16 protein-coding genes and 1 pseudogene are annotated in these 15,358 nt (G+C 67.9%); 9 read left to right on the top strand and 8 right to left on the bottom strand.

Going from position 1 to position 15,358, the window contains the following annotated elements; all coding sequences use genetic code 11:
• Positions 1–76: 76 nt before the first annotated feature.
• The 7 genes from HPY32_RS37945 to HPY32_RS37915 are packed head-to-tail and all read left to right on the top strand — an operon-like array spanning position 77 to position 6,429.
• Positions 77–946, top strand: coding sequence for a helix-turn-helix transcriptional regulator (locus HPY32_RS37945; RefSeq protein ID WP_156674464.1), 870 nt, complete (start codon positions 77–79; stop codon positions 944–946).
• Positions 943–2,379 carry a Fe-S cluster assembly protein SufB gene (sufB, locus tag HPY32_RS37940; protein ID WP_067588318.1) on the top strand — a complete coding sequence of 479 codons (1,437 nt, stop codon included), beginning with the start codon at positions 943–945 and terminating at the stop codon, positions 2,377–2,379. Before HPY32_RS37945 ends, sufB begins: the two co-directional genes overlap by 4 nt.
• Positions 2,379–3,557 (top strand): Fe-S cluster assembly protein SufD, encoded by a 1,179-nt coding sequence (gene sufD / locus HPY32_RS37935; RefSeq protein WP_067588320.1) that lies wholly within the window; start codon positions 2,379–2,381, stop codon positions 3,555–3,557. The genes sufB and sufD overlap by 1 nt, the downstream gene beginning before the upstream one ends.
• A 24-nt stretch (positions 3,558–3,581) precedes the next feature.
• Positions 3,582–4,358 carry a Fe-S cluster assembly ATPase SufC gene (gene sufC, locus HPY32_RS37930; protein ID WP_067588321.1) on the top strand — a complete coding sequence of 259 codons (777 nt, stop codon included), beginning with the start codon at positions 3,582–3,584 and terminating at the stop codon, positions 4,356–4,358.
• A gap of 3 nt (positions 4,359–4,361) precedes the next feature.
• On the top strand, positions 4,362–5,615 hold the full coding sequence (locus HPY32_RS37925; RefSeq protein WP_067588323.1) for a cysteine desulfurase: 1,254 nt from the start codon (positions 4,362–4,364) through the stop codon (positions 5,613–5,615).
• 3 nt (positions 5,616–5,618) lie between these two features.
• Complete coding sequence (gene sufU, locus HPY32_RS37920; protein ID WP_067588325.1) at positions 5,619–6,077, top strand: Fe-S cluster assembly sulfur transfer protein SufU; 459 nt, start codon at positions 5,619–5,621, stop codon at positions 6,075–6,077.
• Positions 6,070–6,429, top strand: a complete 360-nt coding sequence (locus HPY32_RS37915; RefSeq protein ID WP_067588327.1) for a metal-sulfur cluster assembly factor — start codon at positions 6,070–6,072, stop codon at positions 6,427–6,429. The genes sufU and HPY32_RS37915 overlap by 8 nt, the downstream gene beginning before the upstream one ends.
• Positions 6,430–6,507: 78 nt before the next feature.
• On the opposite strand, the gene HPY32_RS37910 is transcribed toward HPY32_RS37915, so the two are convergent.
• The 3 genes and pseudogenes from HPY32_RS37910 to HPY32_RS37900 all read right to left on the bottom strand — a co-directional run bounded on the left by HPY32_RS37910 (position 6,508) and on the right by HPY32_RS37900 (position 9,511).
• Positions 6,508–7,170 (bottom strand): methionine ABC transporter permease, encoded by a 663-nt coding sequence (locus HPY32_RS37910; protein WP_067588328.1) that lies wholly within the window; start codon positions 7,168–7,170, stop codon positions 6,508–6,510.
• A 422-nt stretch (positions 7,171–7,592) separates the two neighbouring features.
• A pseudogene (locus HPY32_RS37905) lies at positions 7,593–8,612 on the bottom strand (methionine ABC transporter ATP-binding protein); the annotation flags it as partial.
• A complete protein-coding gene (locus HPY32_RS37900) occupies positions 8,609–9,511 on the bottom strand; it encodes a MetQ/NlpA family ABC transporter substrate-binding protein (protein WP_067588330.1) in 903 nt (300 codons plus the stop codon). The pseudogene HPY32_RS37905 and the gene HPY32_RS37900, both read right to left, overlap by 4 nt.
• 104 nt (positions 9,512–9,615) lie before the next feature.
• On the opposite strand from HPY32_RS37900, the gene HPY32_RS37895 reads away from it, so the two are divergent.
• Together HPY32_RS37895 and HPY32_RS37890 are read left to right on the top strand one after the other, a co-directional pair.
• A complete protein-coding gene (locus HPY32_RS37895) occupies positions 9,616–10,482 on the top strand; it encodes a MetQ/NlpA family ABC transporter substrate-binding protein (protein WP_067588331.1) in 867 nt (288 codons plus the stop codon).
• A 14-nt stretch (positions 10,483–10,496) separates the two neighbouring features.
• Positions 10,497–11,144: a hypothetical protein gene (locus HPY32_RS37890; RefSeq protein WP_231951644.1), complete on the top strand. Its 648-nt coding sequence runs from the start codon at positions 10,497–10,499 to the stop codon at positions 11,142–11,144.
• Between the two features lie 283 nt (positions 11,145–11,427).
• On the opposite strand, the gene HPY32_RS37885 is transcribed toward HPY32_RS37890, so the two are convergent.
• From HPY32_RS37885 to HPY32_RS37865, 5 genes are all read right to left on the bottom strand, one after another.
• Positions 11,428–11,964, bottom strand: a complete 537-nt coding sequence (locus tag HPY32_RS37885) for a GNAT family N-acetyltransferase (protein ID WP_067588333.1) — start codon at positions 11,962–11,964, stop codon at positions 11,428–11,430.
• Positions 11,965–12,009: 45 nt separating this feature from the next.
• Positions 12,010–12,924, bottom strand: a complete 915-nt coding sequence (ku, locus tag HPY32_RS37880; RefSeq protein WP_067588334.1) for a non-homologous end joining protein Ku — start codon at positions 12,922–12,924, stop codon at positions 12,010–12,012.
• Between the two features lie 59 nt (positions 12,925–12,983).
• A complete protein-coding gene (gene mraY / locus HPY32_RS37875) occupies positions 12,984–14,060 on the bottom strand; it encodes a phospho-N-acetylmuramoyl-pentapeptide-transferase (protein WP_067588335.1) in 1,077 nt (358 codons plus the stop codon).
• 99 nt (positions 14,061–14,159) lie between these two features.
• Positions 14,160–14,870, bottom strand: coding sequence for a class I SAM-dependent methyltransferase (locus HPY32_RS37870; protein WP_231951645.1), 711 nt, complete (start codon positions 14,868–14,870; stop codon positions 14,160–14,162).
• 5 nt (positions 14,871–14,875) lie between these two features.
• Positions 14,876–15,217 (bottom strand): MmcQ/YjbR family DNA-binding protein, encoded by a 342-nt coding sequence (locus tag HPY32_RS37865; protein WP_067595835.1) that lies wholly within the window; start codon positions 15,215–15,217, stop codon positions 14,876–14,878.
• Between the last annotated feature and the right edge of the window lie 141 nt (positions 15,218–15,358).

Genomic DNA, 15,358 nt, shown 5'->3' with positions numbered 1-15,358 from the left:
TAGGGACCGGATCGTCACCCATCGAGTCAGGCGACCCTTACTAGATTGCGGGAAGGAATTCCGCCACACTGATGTTGTGAAAACCGTGGGTTTGCGGAATGTGCAGGCAGGTGCCGGGCGCTCGGAAGGCGTCCGGCCCGCTGTCGTGCCCGCGACCCCGGCGGGCGAGGGGCACACCCGCGAGGCTATCGTCCAGCTGCTGCTGGAGGAGGGCCCCATCACCGCGACCGCCATCGGCGAGCGGCTGAACCTGGCCGCGGCGGGGGTGCGTCGCCACCTCGACGCGCTGATCGAATCCGGCGAGGCCCGGGCCACCCGCTCGGCGCCCTGGCAGCAGAAGGGCCGGGGCCGCCCGGCCAAGCAGTACCAGCTCACCGCCAGGGGTCGCGGCCGACTCGGGCACGCCTACGACGATCTCGCGGGCGCGGCCATGCGCCGCCTGCGCGAGCTCGGGGGCGACGCCGCGATCGTCGACTTCGCCCGCACCCGGGTCGGCGTCATCGTCGCCGACATCGACAAGCTGGCCCGGCACACGCCGGAGTCCACCGCCGCCAAGGCGGAGGAGATCGCCGAGGCGTTCACCGACGCCGGTTTCGCCGCCTCGACCCGCAAGGTCGGCGCCGGCGTGCAGATCTGCCAGCACCACTGCCCGGTGTCGCACGTGGCCGAGGAATTTCCGGAGCTGTGCGCCGCCGAGCTGGAGGCGTTCCGCGAGCTGCTCGGCACGCACGTGCAGCGACTGGCGACCATCGCCAACGGCGACTGCGCCTGCACCACCCACGTCCCGCTGTTCCTGCCCTCGGGGGATCCCGGCCAAAAGCGTGCCGGGACCATGAACGACCGTGCCGGGACGACGAATGATCGTGCCGGGACCACGAACGCACGTAAGGCCGCTGCACAGCCCGCAGCGGCGACCACGATCGACTCCGGAAGGAGTGCCGAATGACGACGACCGCCGACCAGGTGCAGCCGCTGACCCAGGAGGAGACGATTGCCTCCCTGGGTAAGTACGGCTACGGCTGGGCAGACTCGGATACCGCCGGTGCCAGTGCCAAGCGAGGCTTGTCCGAGGACGTCGTGCGCGACATCTCGGCGAAGAAGAGCGAACCCGAGTGGATGCTCGATTTCCGGCTGAAGGCGCTGCGCATCTTCGACCGCAAGCCCATGCCGAGCTGGGGTTCCAACCTCGACGGCATCGATTTCGACAACATCAAATACTTCGTGCGGTCCAGCGAGAAGCAGGCCGCGTCCTGGGAAGACCTGCCCGAGGACATCAAGAACACCTACGACAAGCTGGGTATCCCGGAGGCGGAGAAGCAGCGCCTGGTCGCGGGCGTCGCCGCCCAGTACGAGTCGGAGGTCGTCTACCACTCCATCCGCGAGGACCTGGAGAAGCAGGGCGTCATCTTCCTCGACACCGACACCGGTCTGCGCGAGCACCCGGAGATCTTCCAGCAGTACTTCGGCTCGGTCATCCCGTCGGGCGACAACAAGTTCTCCGCGCTGAATTCCGCGGTGTGGTCGGGTGGTTCGTTCATCTACGTGCCGCCGGGCGTGCACGTGGACATCCCGCTGCAGGCCTACTTCCGGATCAACACCGAGAACATGGGTCAGTTCGAGCGGACGCTGATCATCGTCGACGAGGACGCCTACGTGCACTACGTCGAGGGCTGCACCGCGCCGATCTACAGCTCGGACTCCCTGCACTCGGCGGTCGTGGAGATCATCGTGAAGAAGGGTGGCCGCTGCCGCTACACCACCATCCAGAACTGGTCCAACAACGTCTACAACCTGGTCACCAAGCGGGCCAAGGCCGAGGCGGGCGCGACCATGGAGTGGATCGACGGCAATATCGGCTCCAAGGTCACCATGAAGTACCCGGCCGTGTGGATGACCGGCGAGCACGCCAAGGGCGAGGTGCTGTCCATCGCCTTCGCCGGCGAGGGCCAGCACCAGGACACCGGCGCGAAGATGCTGCACCTGGCGCCGCACACCTCCTCGACCATCGTGTCGAAGTCGGTGGCGCGCGGCGGCGGCCGGGCCTCCTACCGCGGCCTGGTCCAGGTCAACAAGGGCGCGCACGGCTCCCGCTCGACCGTGAAATGCGATGCGCTGCTGGTGGATACGGTCAGCCGCTCCGACACCTACCCCTACGTCGACATCCGCGAGGACGACGTGACGATGGGCCACGAGGCCACCGTCTCCAAGGTGAGCGAAGACCAGCTGTTCTACCTGATGAGCCGCGGCCTCACCGAGGACGAGGCGATGGCGATGGTGGTGCGCGGCTTCGTCGAGCCGATCGCCAAGGAACTGCCCATGGAATACGCGCTCGAGCTGAACCGCCTGATCGAGCTGCAGATGGAAGGAGCCGTCGGCTGATGCCGGTCGAGAACGTTGCCGTTGCCGGTGAGGCCAGGGTCCCGGGCGCCAACAAGGGCGAGCTGTTCACCTCGTTCGACGTGGACGCCTTCGAGGTGCCCTCGGGCAAGGACGAGGCCTGGCGGTTCACCCCGCTGCGCCGGCTGCGCGGCCTGCACGACGGCACCGCGGTACGCGACGGCGCCGCCACCGTCGAGGTCGCGGCCGCCGACGGCGTGACCGTGGAGACGGTCGGCCGTGCCGACGCCCGCCTGGGCGCCGCCGGTGTCCCGTCCGATCGCGTTGCCGCCCAGGCCTATTCGGGCTTCGAGCAGGCCACGGTCGTCTCGGTCGGCGCGGAGACCGAGGTGGCCGAGCCGGTCACGATCACCGTCACCGGCCCGGGCGAGGGCAAGACCGCCTACGGCCACCTGCAGATCCGGCTCGGCAACTTCGCCGTCGCCACGGTCGTGCTCGACCAGCGTGGCAGCGGAACCTACGCCGAGAACGTCGAATTCGTGCTCGGCGACAGCGCGAAGCTGACCGTCGTGGCCGTGCAGGACTGGGCCGACGACGCCGTGCACGCTACCGCCCACCACGCCCGGCTCGGCCGCGACGCCGTGCTGCGGCACACCGACGTCACCCTCGGCGGCGATCTGGTCCGGCTGACCGCGACCGTCCGCTACGACGGCCCGGGCGCCGACGCCGAACTGCTCGGCCTGTACTTCGCCGACGACGGCCAGCACTTCGAGCAGCGCCTGCTGGTGGATCACGCGGTGCCGCACTGCAAGTCGAACGTGCTGTACAAGGGTGCGCTGCAGGGCGACCCGCACTCCGGCAGGCCGGACGCGCACACCGTGTGGGTGGGCGACGTGCTGATCCGCGCCGAGGCCGAGGGCACCGACACCTACGAGGCCAACCGCAACCTGGTGCTCACCGACGGCGCCCGCGCCGACTCGGTACCCAACCTGGAGATCGAGACCGGCGAGATCCTCGGCGCCGGACACGCCTCGGCCACCGGTCGTTTCGACGACGAGCAGCTGTTCTACCTGCGCGCCCGCGGCATCCCGGAGGAGGCGGCGCGACGGCTGGTCGTGCGCGGCTTCTTCCACGAGATCATCCAGAAGATCGCGGTTCCCGAGGTCCGGGAGCGGCTGGAGACGGCCATCGAGGCCGAGCTCGCCGCCATCGGCGCCTGACCCACCTACCCGAAAAGGAACTTCATGACCACCCTCGAAATCAAGGACCTGCACGTCGAGGTCGCCAACCCGGACGAGACCGGCGAGCCCATCAAGATCCTCAACGGCGTCGACCTCACCGTGAAATCCGGTGAGACGCACGCCATCATGGGCCCCAACGGCTCCGGCAAGTCGACGCTGTCCTACGCCATCGCGGGCCACCCCAAGTACACGGTGACCCGGGGCTCGATCACCCTCGACGGCGAGGACGTGCTGGCCATGTCCGTCGACGAACGCGCCCGCGCGGGCCTGTTCCTGGCCATGCAGTACCCGGTCGAGGTGCCCGGCGTCTCGATGTCGAACTTCCTGCGCACCGCCGCCACCGCCGTCCGCGGCGAGGCCCCGAAGCTGCGGCACTGGGTCAAGGAGGTCAAGGAGTCGATGGGCGAGCTGGACATCGACCCCGCCTTCGCCGAGCGCAGCGTGAACGAGGGCTTCTCCGGCGGCGAGAAGAAGCGCCACGAGATCCTGCAGCTGGGCCTGCTCAAGCCGCGCATCGCCATCCTCGACGAGACCGACTCCGGCCTGGACGTCGACGCGCTGCGCATCGTCTCCGAGGGCGTCAACCGCTACAAGGAGCGGGAGAACGGCGGCGTCCTGCTCATCACCCACTACACCCGCATCCTGCGCTACATCCAGCCGCAGTTCGTGCACGTGTTCGTGGGCGGCCGCATCGTGGCCGAGGGCGGCCCCGAGCTGGCCGAGGAACTCGACGCCAACGGCTACGTCCGATTCACCCAGACGGCGACGGCGGGAGCCTGAGACATGACGACGACCGTGCGCACGCTCGATGTGGCGAGGATCCGGGCCGACTTCCCGATCCTGCACCGCACCGTGCGCGACGGAAAACCCCTGGTATACCTGGACTCCGGGGCCACGTCGCAGCGCCCCCTCGCCGTCCTCGACGCCGAGCGGGAATTTCTGACCACCGCCAATGCCGCCGTGCACCGCGGTGCGCACCAGCTGGCCGAGGAGGCCACCGACGCCTACGAGGGCGCCCGTGCCGACATCGCGCGCTTCGTGGGCGTGCAGCCGAACGAGATCGTGTTCACCAAGAACGCGACCGAATCGCTGAACCTGGTGGCCTACTCCTTCGCCGACGACCGGTTCCCGTACCGCGTCGGCCCCGGTGACGAGATCGTCGTCACCGAGCTGGAGCATCACGCGAATCTCGTTCCGTGGCAGGAACTCGCGCGGCGCACGGGGGCCACGCTGAAGTGGTACGGCATTACCGACGACGGCCGCATCGACCTCGACTCGCTCGAGCTGTCGCCCGCCACCAAGGTGGTCGCGTTCACCCACCAGTCCAATGTCACCGGCGCGGTCGCCGATGTCGCCGAAATGGTCCGCCGCGCACGGGAAGTCGGCGCCCTGACGGTGCTCGACGCCTGCCAGTCGGTGCCGCACGCGCCGGTGGACTTGCGGGAGCTCGGGATCGACTTCGCCGCGTTCTCCGGGCACAAGATGCTCGGGCCGTCCGGGGTGGGCGTGCTGTACGGCCGCTACGCGCTGCTGGAGGAGACGCCGCCGTTCATCACCGGTGGTTCCATGATCGAGACGGTCACCATGGAGGGCAGCACCTACGCCCCGCCGCCGCAGCGGTTCGAGGCCGGTGTGCCGATGACCTCGCAGGTGGTCGGATTGGGCGCGGCGGTGCGGTATCTCGACGCGATCGGCATGGAAGCCGTTGCGGCACACGAGCATGCGCTCACCGGTGCGGCGCTCGAGGGCCTCGGCGCGCTCGACGGCGTGCGCATCATCGGCCCGACCGAGAATGTCGCCCGCGGTGGCGCGGTCTCGTTCGTCGTCGACGGCATCCACGCCCACGACGTGGGCCAGATCCTGGACGACGAGGGCGTCGCGGTGCGCGTGGGTCATCACTGCGCGTGGCCGCTGATGCGCCGGCTCGGCGTTCCCGCCACCGCCCGTGCCTCGTTCGCCGTCTACAACACCCTCGACGAGGTCGATGCCCTCGTCGCCGCGGTGCGGAAGGCACAGAGCTTCTTCGGAGTTGCATAGATCATGCGCATGGAGCAGATGTACCAGGAAGTCATCCTGGACCACTACAAACACCCGCACCATCGCGGGCTGCGGGAGCCGTTCGGTGCGCAGGTGCACCACGTCAACCCGACCTGCGGCGACGAGGTGACCCTGCGCGTACACATCGACGACAACGGCGACGTCGCCGACGTCTCCTACGACGGCCAGGGCTGCTCGATCAGCCAGGCGGCCACCTCGATCCTCACCGATCAGGTCATCGGCCTGCCGGTGCAGCAGGCGCTGAAGGTCGTCGACTCCTACAGCGAGATGGTCTCCAGCCGCGGCACCATCGAGGGCGACGAGGACGTCCTCGGCGACGGTGTCGCGCTGGCGGGTGTGTCGAAGTATCCGGCGCGGGTCAAGTGCGCGCTGCTGGGCTGGATGGCGTTCAAGGACGCGGTGGTTCGGATAACCTCGGCAGAGGAGAGCAAGCATGAGTGAGACGACCCCGACCGACGAGCAGCAGCTGTCCGCCGAGGAGATGCGGCTGCTCGAGGACATCGAAGAGGCGATGCGCGACGTCGTCGACCCCGAATTGGGTATCAACGTCGTGGATCTCGGCCTGGTCTACGGCCTGCGCGTCGAGGAGGACATCGCCGTCCTGGACATGACCCTCACGTCCGCGGCCTGCCCGCTGACCGACGTCATCGAGGACCAGTCCCGCAACGCCCTGGTCCGCAGCGGCCTGGTCGAGGACCTGAAGATCAACTGGGTCTGGATGCCCCCGTGGGGCCCGGACAAGATCACCGAGGACGGGCGGGAACAGCTGCGCGCCTTGGGCTTCACGGTCTGAAGACCTCGCTCGGAATCACGAAATGCTCGATGCCTCCGGCGTCCCCTCATCGGTACGCCGGAGGCATCGCGCTATGGCTCAGCGGCGCAGCACCCGGCGGGCGAGCCAGTTCCCGGCGAACTGCACGCCCTGCACCCCGGCGATAATGATCAGCGTCGCCACCAGTGTGACCTGCCAGTCGAACCGCTGATAGCCGTAGACCATGGCGAAATCGCCCAGCCCACCGCCGCCGACCGTTCCGGCCATGGCCGACATGTCGACGATGGCGATCACCACGAAGGTATAGCCGAGCACCAAGGGCCCCAACGCTTCCGGAATCAGCAGCGTGAGAATGATCCGCAGCGGCCCCGCCCCCATCGACCGGGCGGCCTCGATGACCCCCGGATCCACGGTGACCAGATTCTGTTCCACGATGCGGGCAATGCCGAACGAGGCGCCCACGATCATGACGAACGCCGCCGCATCGGTCCCGATGGTCGTCCCGACCACCTGCAATGTCACCGGCCCCAGCGCCGCCAGCAGAATGATGAACGGAATCGGCCGCACCACATTCACCAGCACATTGAGCAACAGGTGAATCGGCGCATTGGCCAACAGCCCACCCTTGCGCGTGGTGTACAGCAGGGTGCCCAACACCAGCCCCACCACCCCACCCACCACGAACGTCAACCCCACCAGATAAATGGTCGTCCCAACGGCCTCCCCCAACACCGGCCGCAACTGTCCCCAATCGGTATGCATCCCAGCCCCTCTCACGCCCTGGTCGATGCGTCGACGCCCGGCGGCGCCACCACACCCGACTCCGCCACCCGACCCGCCGTTCCCTCGGAACCCACCTGACCGGCCGCCACCTCATCCGCCCCAGCCGGTCCGGCGGGCGTCGTCGGCACCGCCCCGGTCGGCCTGTCGGTGATCGTGCCCAGACTCCCGTTCGGTCCGGTCTGTCTGTCGGCGGTCGTAGTTGCCGCCTCGCTCGGCTTGTCGGTGGTCGTGCCGACAGTCCTGTTCGGTCCGGTCTGTCTGTCGGCGGTCGTGGCTACTGTTCCGCTCGGGCTTTCGGTGGTCGTGGCCTCCGTTCCGCCCGGCTCGTCGGTCGTCGTGCCCACCGTGCTGCTCAGCCCGGTCGGTCCGTCGGGCGTCGTGCCCACCGTCCTACCCGACCCACTCAGCTCCTCGATTACCCTGGCTACGGCGTCGGCGGGGCCGTCCAGGGCGAGGGTGATGCTGCCGAAGGTTTTGTCCTGCAGGGCGCTTACGCCGCCGTAGACCAGTTCGAAGTGGACGCCGGTGTGGGCGGCGGTGGTCAGGGCCGGGCCGATGCCGTGGTTGTCGGCGATGTCGACGGTGATCAGGCGGCCGGGGTGGCGGGTGGACAGGCGGCGGAGTTCGTCGGCGCCGGGGCGGTTGTGCAGCACGGTGTCGACGAAGGATCGGGTCGGGATGGCCCGGGGGGTGGCGAAAACCTCGAAGGTGGCGGCCAATTCGACGACCTTGCCCTCCGCCAGCACCGCGACCCGGTCGGCGACCGCGCGGATCACGTCCATCTCGTGGGTGATCACCACGATCGTCACCCCGAGCTCGGCGTTGATCTTGCGCAGCAGCCGCAGCACCTCCTGGGTGGTCTCCGGATCCAGCGCGGAGGTGGCCTCGTCGGCCAGCAGCAGCGACGGCGAGGTCGCCAGCGCGCGGGCGATGCCCACCCGCTGTTTCTGCCCGCCCGACAACTGATCCGGATAGCTGCGCGCCTTGTCGGCCAGCCCCACGAACTCGAGCAGCTCGGCGACCCGCGCCTTGCGCTTCGCCCGCGGCCAGCCCGCCACCTTCAGCGGATACTCGATATTCCCCGCCGCGGTGCGCGAGCGGAACAGGTTGAACTGCTGGAACACCATGCCGATATCGCGGCGCAGCTGCCGCACCCGCGACTCCGGCACCCCGGTGATCGGCTCGCCGCCGACCAGCACCGTGCCCGAGGTCGGCTTCTCCAGCCCATTGATCAGCCGCACCAGCGTGCTCTTACCCGCACCGGAATAGCCGATGATGCCGAAGATCTCGCCGCGCGCGATGGTCAGATCGATACCGTCCAGCGCCAGCGTGCGCTGCTTGCCCGCGTCGAAAGCCTTGGTGACCGAACGGAATTCGACTGCCGCACCGGATTGTTTTGCGGCAGTGCCCGATTCGCTCACTTCTGCTCGCGAATGGTCTGCTGCACCCGCTGCAGGATCTGCTCCAGCTCCGGCCCGCTGCGGTGCACCTCGACGGCGGTGTCCTTGGTCGCCGCGGCCTCGGCCCGCTGCACCTCGGGGTCGTGCCACACCTCGACCAGCCGCAGATACACCGGGTTGTTCTTGTCCGCGGCCCGGGTCACCAGCGCATTGATGTAGGGCTCGGCCGAGGGGTCCTTCGGATCGTCGGTGAACAGCGCGGTATGCGGGTCCACGCCCGAACGCTGCAGGAAGGTGTCATTGATGACCGACCCGTCCACCGAGGCCAGCGACAGCGCCGTCTGCGCGGCGTCGACCGGGGTCACCTTCACCTTCGACGCGTTCTTGTCGATGTCGGCGGGCGTGGGCTGGCGCGGCGTGCCGGTGAACGTGACCAGCCCGGCCGACCGCAGCACGAACAGCGCCCGCGCCTGGTTGGTGGGATCGTTCGGAATCGCGATCTCGCCGCCCCGCGGAATGTCGGCCAGTGCCTTGTGCTTCTTGGAGTACAGGCCCAGCGGCACGATGTAGGTCGCGCCGATCGGGGTCAGCGTGTCGTTGCCGGCGACGTTGTACTGGCCCAGGAACTGCAGGTGCTGGAACAGATTCACATCGATCTGCTTCTGCGACAGCGCCAGATTGGGCTGCTTGTAGTCGGAGAAGTTGGTGGTCCGCAGGGTGATGCCCTGCTCCTTGGCCTTCTTCTCGAAGACCTCCCAGACCGAGTCGCGGTCCGTGGTGCCGATCCGTACCACCGTGCCCGAGGCCGAGCTGTCATTGCCACCGCACGCCGTGAGGGTGAGGGCCGCGGTTGCTACCAGGACCGGGATCGCCAGTACCCGATGGAATTTCACTCGTGCTCCCGAATGATCGTCGTGCATGAACCCGGCAATCCAAGCGGGCGGCGACCGGGGTGGGCAAGGGTTCGGATTGCGCTGAGCGAAACCCTGGCTATCAGACGGGGGAATGGTCTAGTTTACACGAAATGCGAAGTCTGCGACGGTTATTCGTCTTCCCCATTCTGCTCGCCCTGGCGGCGGTCCTCGCCGCCTGTGGCGAACGTCACGGCGGGGACGTGGTGCGCATCGGTGTGAACGACCTCGCACTGCCGCACTGGAACGTCTTGAAGAAAAAGGCCGCCGCGCAAGGGATCACGATCGAGTACGTGAACTTCTCCGATTACAATCAGCCCAATCCCGCACTGTCGCAAGGCCGTATCGATCTCAACAAGTTCCAGCACGTCCGCTACCTGGCCAATTACAACGCGCGCAACAACGATACGCTGGTTCCGATCGCGGCCACCGAGATCTTCCCGCTCGCGCTGTACTCCAAGAAGCACAGGTCGGTGGCCGAGATCCCGCAGGGCGGGCAGATCACCCTCAGCAACAATCCGGCCAATCAGGTGCGGCCGCTGCTCAGTTTGGCCGCGGCGGGGCTGGTGGCGCTGAAGGGCGGGCCGAGCTGGGACTCGAAACTGACCGATGTCGACACCGCCGCCTCCAAGGTGCGGCTGACCACCATCGACCCGACGCTGACCGCGCAGTCGCTGGACAGCGTGGACGCCGCCTTCGTCGACGACACCTTCGCCCAGCCCGCCGGGCTCACCCAGCAGCAGGTGATCTTGACCGACGACCCGCAGCGCCCGGAGCTGAAGCAGTACATCAATATTTTTGCCGCGCGGGCCAAGGACAAGGACGATCCGCGCCTGCTCGCGGTGACCAAGCTCTACCACGATCCCGAGGTGGAGGCCGCGGTGCGGGCCGAGTCCGGATTCGACGGCATCTTCAAGACCAACGACGCCGCCGACCTGCAGGCCACCCTGGCCGAGCTGGAGGCGAAGTTCCGCCGCTGAGCGGGCGGTGCGCGGTGTCCGAGAGCATGATGGTCGGCGTGGACGACATCACCTACGAGGACACCCGCTTCGGATTGCACGCGGTGGCCGAACTGCTGATCGCGGGTCCGCAGTACCGCCGCTTCGCGACCATCCGGATGCGGATCGTGCTCGGCGGCTTCGCCGGTGTGAAGTGGCCGGTGTCGGTGATCGGCACCGAACTGGTCTGGCCGGAGGGCAGTGCCCCGCTGCGCGGCTCCTACCAGCAGCTGGCCGAGCTAGCCGGGTTCGAGGCGGGCCCGCCGCCGCAGGGCCTCTACGGCGACGGCACCCGGATGGACCCGAAGGAGCCGTTCACCCTCGACGCCCGCGCCGCAGGGCGCATCCACGACTGGTTCGCCATCGGGGACACCGCGCTGCGCCGCTTCGGCGACGACCCGCCCATCCTGTGGCCCGAGCACTTCGACCTGTCGATCGCCCTCGACGAGGTGAATTACGGTGTGTCCGCAGGGGATTGGGACAACCCGCAGCCCTACGCCTACGTCGGCCCGTGGAAGAAGCGCAAGGGCCCCTTCTGGAACGCCCCCTTCGGCGCCATGCGCCCCCGCAAGGAGGTCACCAACGTCCAAGCCCTCCTGGAGTTCTTCCGGGAGGGCAGGTCCCGCGCGGCAACCGACGCCTGACCCCGCTCCGGGATCCGACCCTGTCTGCCTGGGGCGGGATCCAAGCCTGTTTGCCTGAGGCGGGATCCGACCCTGTTTGCCTGGGGCGGGATCCAAGCCTGTTTGCCTGAGGCGGGATCCGACTCCGTCTGCCTGGGGCGGGATCCAAGCCTGTCTGTCTGAGGCGGGATCCAAGCCCGTCTGCCTGGGGCGGGATCCAAGCCCGTCTGCCTGAGGCGGGATTCGACCCAGTCTGCCTAAGGGCGGGATCCAAGCCAGTTTGCCTGAGCGCTTGTGCGAAGGCTTACCGGCGCAGACGGCCCGTGCGGGCGAAGGTGCGCTTGGTGGCGTGGGTGAGGGGTGGGCTGGCGTCCTCGGCGACGAGGTCCGGCTCCTCGGGGTTGGGGCGGACGAACAGGGTGACGGTGGTGGCGTCGACGAACCCGTGCCGCGTCATCATCGTCGCCGAGGCGGTGTTCCCGGCTTCGACGTCGGTGACGATGCGGCGCGCTCCCCGGGCGAACATGGTCTGGCAGCAGATCTCCACCAGCCGCCCGGCGATGCCGCGGCCCTGCATATCGGGCGCGACCGCGATCCACTCCAGGTAGGCCCAGTCGTCCCGCAATTCGAATTCCAGTGAGCCGAGCACGAACCCGACCACACGGTCTGAATCCAGGGCCACCCAGCAGGAGCCGTCGGGATTGTCGAGGTGTTCGACCACGGAGGTCAGCGACCAGGACGTGTAGGGCTTGGTGTTGGTGTCGAACGACTCATGGCCGAGGTCGAGGACCTCGCGCAGATGGCCGAGGCCCATGGGAACGATGGCTATGTCGGAGTCCATGGCCGATAGTTTGCCAGGAGACACGCCCGACTCCCGGTAAAGGGGTCAGGCGCCTTTGCGGGTCGACTGCTTCGCGGACTTCTTGGCGGCCTTCGCGGGCGCCTTCCTGGCCGTCGATTTCTTCGCCGCGGACTTCTTAGCGGGGGTCTTCTTGGCGGGCTCGCTCTTGGCGGTGCGGCGGCCGGTGGCCTCCAGGCTGCGCTGCAGGGCGGCGACCAGGTCGACCACCTCGGCATCCATCTCGGCGGGCGCGGCCTCCTCGCGCCGGGTGACCTTGCCGGAGCCGGACTCGATGGCCTCGTCGAGGAGCTTCTTCAGCTCGATCTGGTATTCGTCGGTGTAGAGGGTGGGGTCGAAATCGTCGGACATGCTGTCGACGAGCGTTTCGGCCATCCGGATCTCCTGCGACTTGGGTTCGGCCGCGCCGTCGAGCGATTCGAACTCCACCGCCCGCACCTCGTCCGGCCACAGCAGCGTCTGCAGCAGCAGGGTTCCGTCGTGCACGCGCAGCGCCGCCAGCCTGGTCTTCTGCCGCAGCGTGAAGTGCACCAGCGCCACCCGGTCCACCTGTTCGAGCGTCTTCGCCAGCAGCACATAGGCTTTCGGTGTATTCGAGTCGGGCTCGAGGTAATAGCTCTTGTCGTAGAGAATCGGGTCGATCTGTTCGGCGGGCACGAATTGCAGCACCGGAATCTCGTGCTTCTCCGCGATCGGCAGCTTGGCGAAATCCTCGTCGGTGAGGATCACCTTGTCGCCGTCGGGGGATTCGTAGGCCTTGTCGATATCGGAGTACTGCACCGACTGCCCGCAGACCGTGCACACGCGGTCGTATTTGATCCGCCCGCCGTCCTTGGCATGCACCTGATGGAACTTGATGTCGTGGTCCTCGGTGGCCGTGTAGACCTTGACCGGAACATTCACCAGCCCGAACGCGATGGAGCCCTTCCAGATCGAGCGCATGTGCTCGATCGTACTTTCGGGCCGGGTGATCTGTCCGGCGAACCGTGCCGACCTGCGGCTCAGCCGACGACAGCCAGATATTCGCCGTAGAACAGGGCGAGCCCGACCGCCGCGGCGATGCCGCCGAGTAGCCAGAATCGGATGGTCACCGTGGTCTCGGCCCAATTCCCGAGCTCGAAGTGATGATGGAACGGGGCTATCCGGAACACCCGGCGACCGGTGGCACGAAACACGGCGACCTGCAGCGCCACTGACGCGATCTCGGCGCAGAACAGCGCGCCGATGACGGCCATCAGCAGCTCGGTGCGGGTGGTGATGGACAGCCCGGCCAGCAGGCCACCCAGCGCGAGCGCGCCGGTGTCGCCCATGAAGATCTTGGCCGGGGCCGCGTTCCACCACAGAAATCCGATGCACGCCCCCGCGCCCGCGGCGCAGACCAGGGCCAGATCCAGCGGGTCGCGCACGGCGTAGCAGCCGGTCGCCGCCGCGACCCGGCACGAATTGATGTACTGCCAGAACGTGATGATCACGTACGCGCCGAGGGCGAATCCCATCGATCCGGCGGCGAGCCCGTCCAGCCCGTCGGTGATATTGACCGCATTGGACCAGGACACCACCAGGAAACAGACGCCGAGCAGGAACACGACGAGCGGCAGGACGGCCGCGGGATAGTCGCGGACGAACGACAGGTGGCGGCTGGCGGGGGTGAGGCCGGTGCTGTCGGGGAAGCGCAGCGCCAGCACGCCGAATATCACCGCGGCGCCCAGCTGCCCGATGTATTTCCCGGTGGCGGTGAGCCCGAGATTGCGGCCCTTGTTCAGTTTGATGAAGTCGTCGAGAAATCCGACCGCGCCCATGGCGGTGGTGAGCCCGAGGACCAGCAGTCCGGAGGCGGACAGGCGCTGGGTGTGGTGTCCGCCGCCGAGCAGGTGCGCGCCGAGGTATCCGGCCCACATGGCGGCCAGGATGGCGATGCCGCCCATGGTCGGAGTGCCGCGCTTGGCCTGGTGGCTGCGCGGTCCCTCGGCGCGGATCTCCTGCCCGAGTCGCCGTCGCGTGAACAGTTTGATCAGAAGCGGTGTCAGGGCGATGGATATCGCCAGCGCGATCATCGCCGCGAACAGGATCTGCCTCATCGCCCCTCCTCCGGCCGACCGTCAGCCAAGATCACCAATCGAACCCGACGCGGCGGCGGACTGCCAAATGCCCAGGCACTCAGGGCGTTTACCGGCGTCCTAGCGTGCGGTCAGGGTGAAGAACAGGAATTGTGCTCGGCGCGTGAGGTTTCGGTAGTCCTGCGGTGCGATGTCGGCCATCTCCGGCTGCGGGTCGGGCTCGGCGATCTCGTCGACGGTGAATCCGGCGGCGCGGAAGGCGGCCAGCATCGCGCGCAGCGGCCGGTGCCAGAACCGCATGGTCACGGTCCGGCCGCCGCGGGTCCAGTCCTCGGTGAAGGAGTAGGTGCCGAGGTAGTCGTCGGTGCCGTTGACCCGGATGTCCATCGTGGGATGGTGGGTGGACAGCACCACCCGGCCGCCGGGCGCCAGGACCCGGCGGAATTCGCGCAGCACCGGCTCCCAATGTTCTAGATAGTGCAGCACCAGCGGGGCCATGACCAGATCGAAGGTGTTGTCGCCGAAGGGGAGTGGGTCGGTGAGGTCCGCGCGGTGCAGCGGGACGTCGTCGCCGAGCCGCTCGCGGGCGATGGCGAGCAGGCCGTCGCTGAGGTCCACGCCGGTGACCGCGGCGCCGCGCCGGATCAGCTCGGCGGCGTGCAGACCGGAGCCGCATCCGGCGTCCAGGACCCGCAGCCCGCGCACATCGCCCGCCTGATGCAGGATCGCGGGCCGTTCGTAGAGCGCGTTGTACGGGCTGGTTTCGTTGTGCCGCGCGTACTCTCGCGCGAAACCGTCGTAATCGTTGTACGCGATGCTCCCCGGATCCACGCCGCTCACCCTACTGCGGGACCGGTGAGATGCCCGGGCGCGGCCAGCCGCCAGGAATCGAGGACGATCGCCTCCAGCTCGTCGCGATCGTCCAGGGCGGCCAGCCGCACCCGCACCCAGGCATTGTTGGCCTCGTGCGCGGCGATCCAGAACTTGCCCGGTTCGGCGAGCACCAGTTCGTCGCGGTCGGCGATGGGACAGCGAACCGCCATGGACGTCTCGCCCTCGGGCAACGTGAGAAACAACTTGCCCGCCACCCGAAAGGTCGGCATCCCCCAGGTGAACTGCTCGGAGGTCTCCGGCAACGACAGGGCATAGCTACGGACATCGTCTCCGGTGGCGCTCATGCCCCGGATCATTCCAGGGACCGCCGACAGGTCGGACCCTGCGGTGCGGATGGGCAGGATGTTTACGGAAAGTGCCGTGTGGTGCAGCGCACATCGGATATGGTAGGAAGGATTATCAGATAGCTGAAGGTTGACTGCGTC

Source organism: Nocardia terpenica (assembly GCF_013186535.1).
Classification (GTDB): Bacteria; Actinomycetota; Actinomycetes; order Mycobacteriales; family Mycobacteriaceae; genus Nocardia; species Nocardia terpenica.
Note: the sequence above shows the minus strand (reverse complement) of the source record. Positions and strands in the feature narration are given on the sequence as shown.

Excerpts from the sequence above, each read along its gene's own strand:
- sufB (WP_067588318.1), top strand. The coding sequence starts at position 943 with ATGACGACGACCGCCGACCAGGTGCAGCCGCTGACCCAGGAGGAGACG.
- sufD (WP_067588320.1), top strand. The coding sequence starts at position 2,379 with ATGCCGGTCGAGAACGTTGCCGTTGCCGGTGAGGCCAGGGTCCCGGGC.
- sufC (WP_067588321.1), top strand. The coding sequence starts at position 3,582 with ATGACCACCCTCGAAATCAAGGACCTGCACGTCGAGGTCGCCAACCCG.
- HPY32_RS37925 (WP_067588323.1), top strand. The coding sequence starts at position 4,362 with ATGACGACGACCGTGCGCACGCTCGATGTGGCGAGGATCCGGGCCGAC.
- sufU (WP_067588325.1), top strand. The coding sequence starts at position 5,619 with ATGCGCATGGAGCAGATGTACCAGGAAGTCATCCTGGACCACTACAAA.
- HPY32_RS37915 (WP_067588327.1), top strand. The coding sequence starts at position 6,070 with ATGAGTGAGACGACCCCGACCGACGAGCAGCAGCTGTCCGCCGAGGAG.
- HPY32_RS37910 (WP_067588328.1), bottom strand. The coding sequence starts at position 7,170 with ATGCATACCGATTGGGGACAGTTGCGGCCGGTGTTGGGGGAGGCCGTT.
- HPY32_RS37900 (WP_067588330.1), bottom strand. The coding sequence starts at position 9,511 with ATGCACGACGATCATTCGGGAGCACGAGTGAAATTCCATCGGGTACTG.
- HPY32_RS37895 (WP_067588331.1), top strand. The coding sequence starts at position 9,616 with ATGCGAAGTCTGCGACGGTTATTCGTCTTCCCCATTCTGCTCGCCCTG.
- HPY32_RS37885 (WP_067588333.1), bottom strand. The coding sequence starts at position 11,964 with ATGGACTCCGACATAGCCATCGTTCCCATGGGCCTCGGCCATCTGCGC.
- ku (WP_067588334.1), bottom strand. The coding sequence starts at position 12,924 with ATGCGCTCGATCTGGAAGGGCTCCATCGCGTTCGGGCTGGTGAATGTT.
- mraY (WP_067588335.1), bottom strand. The coding sequence starts at position 14,060 with ATGAGGCAGATCCTGTTCGCGGCGATGATCGCGCTGGCGATATCCATC.
- HPY32_RS37865 (WP_067595835.1), bottom strand. The coding sequence starts at position 15,217 with ATGAGCGCCACCGGAGACGATGTCCGTAGCTATGCCCTGTCGTTGCCG.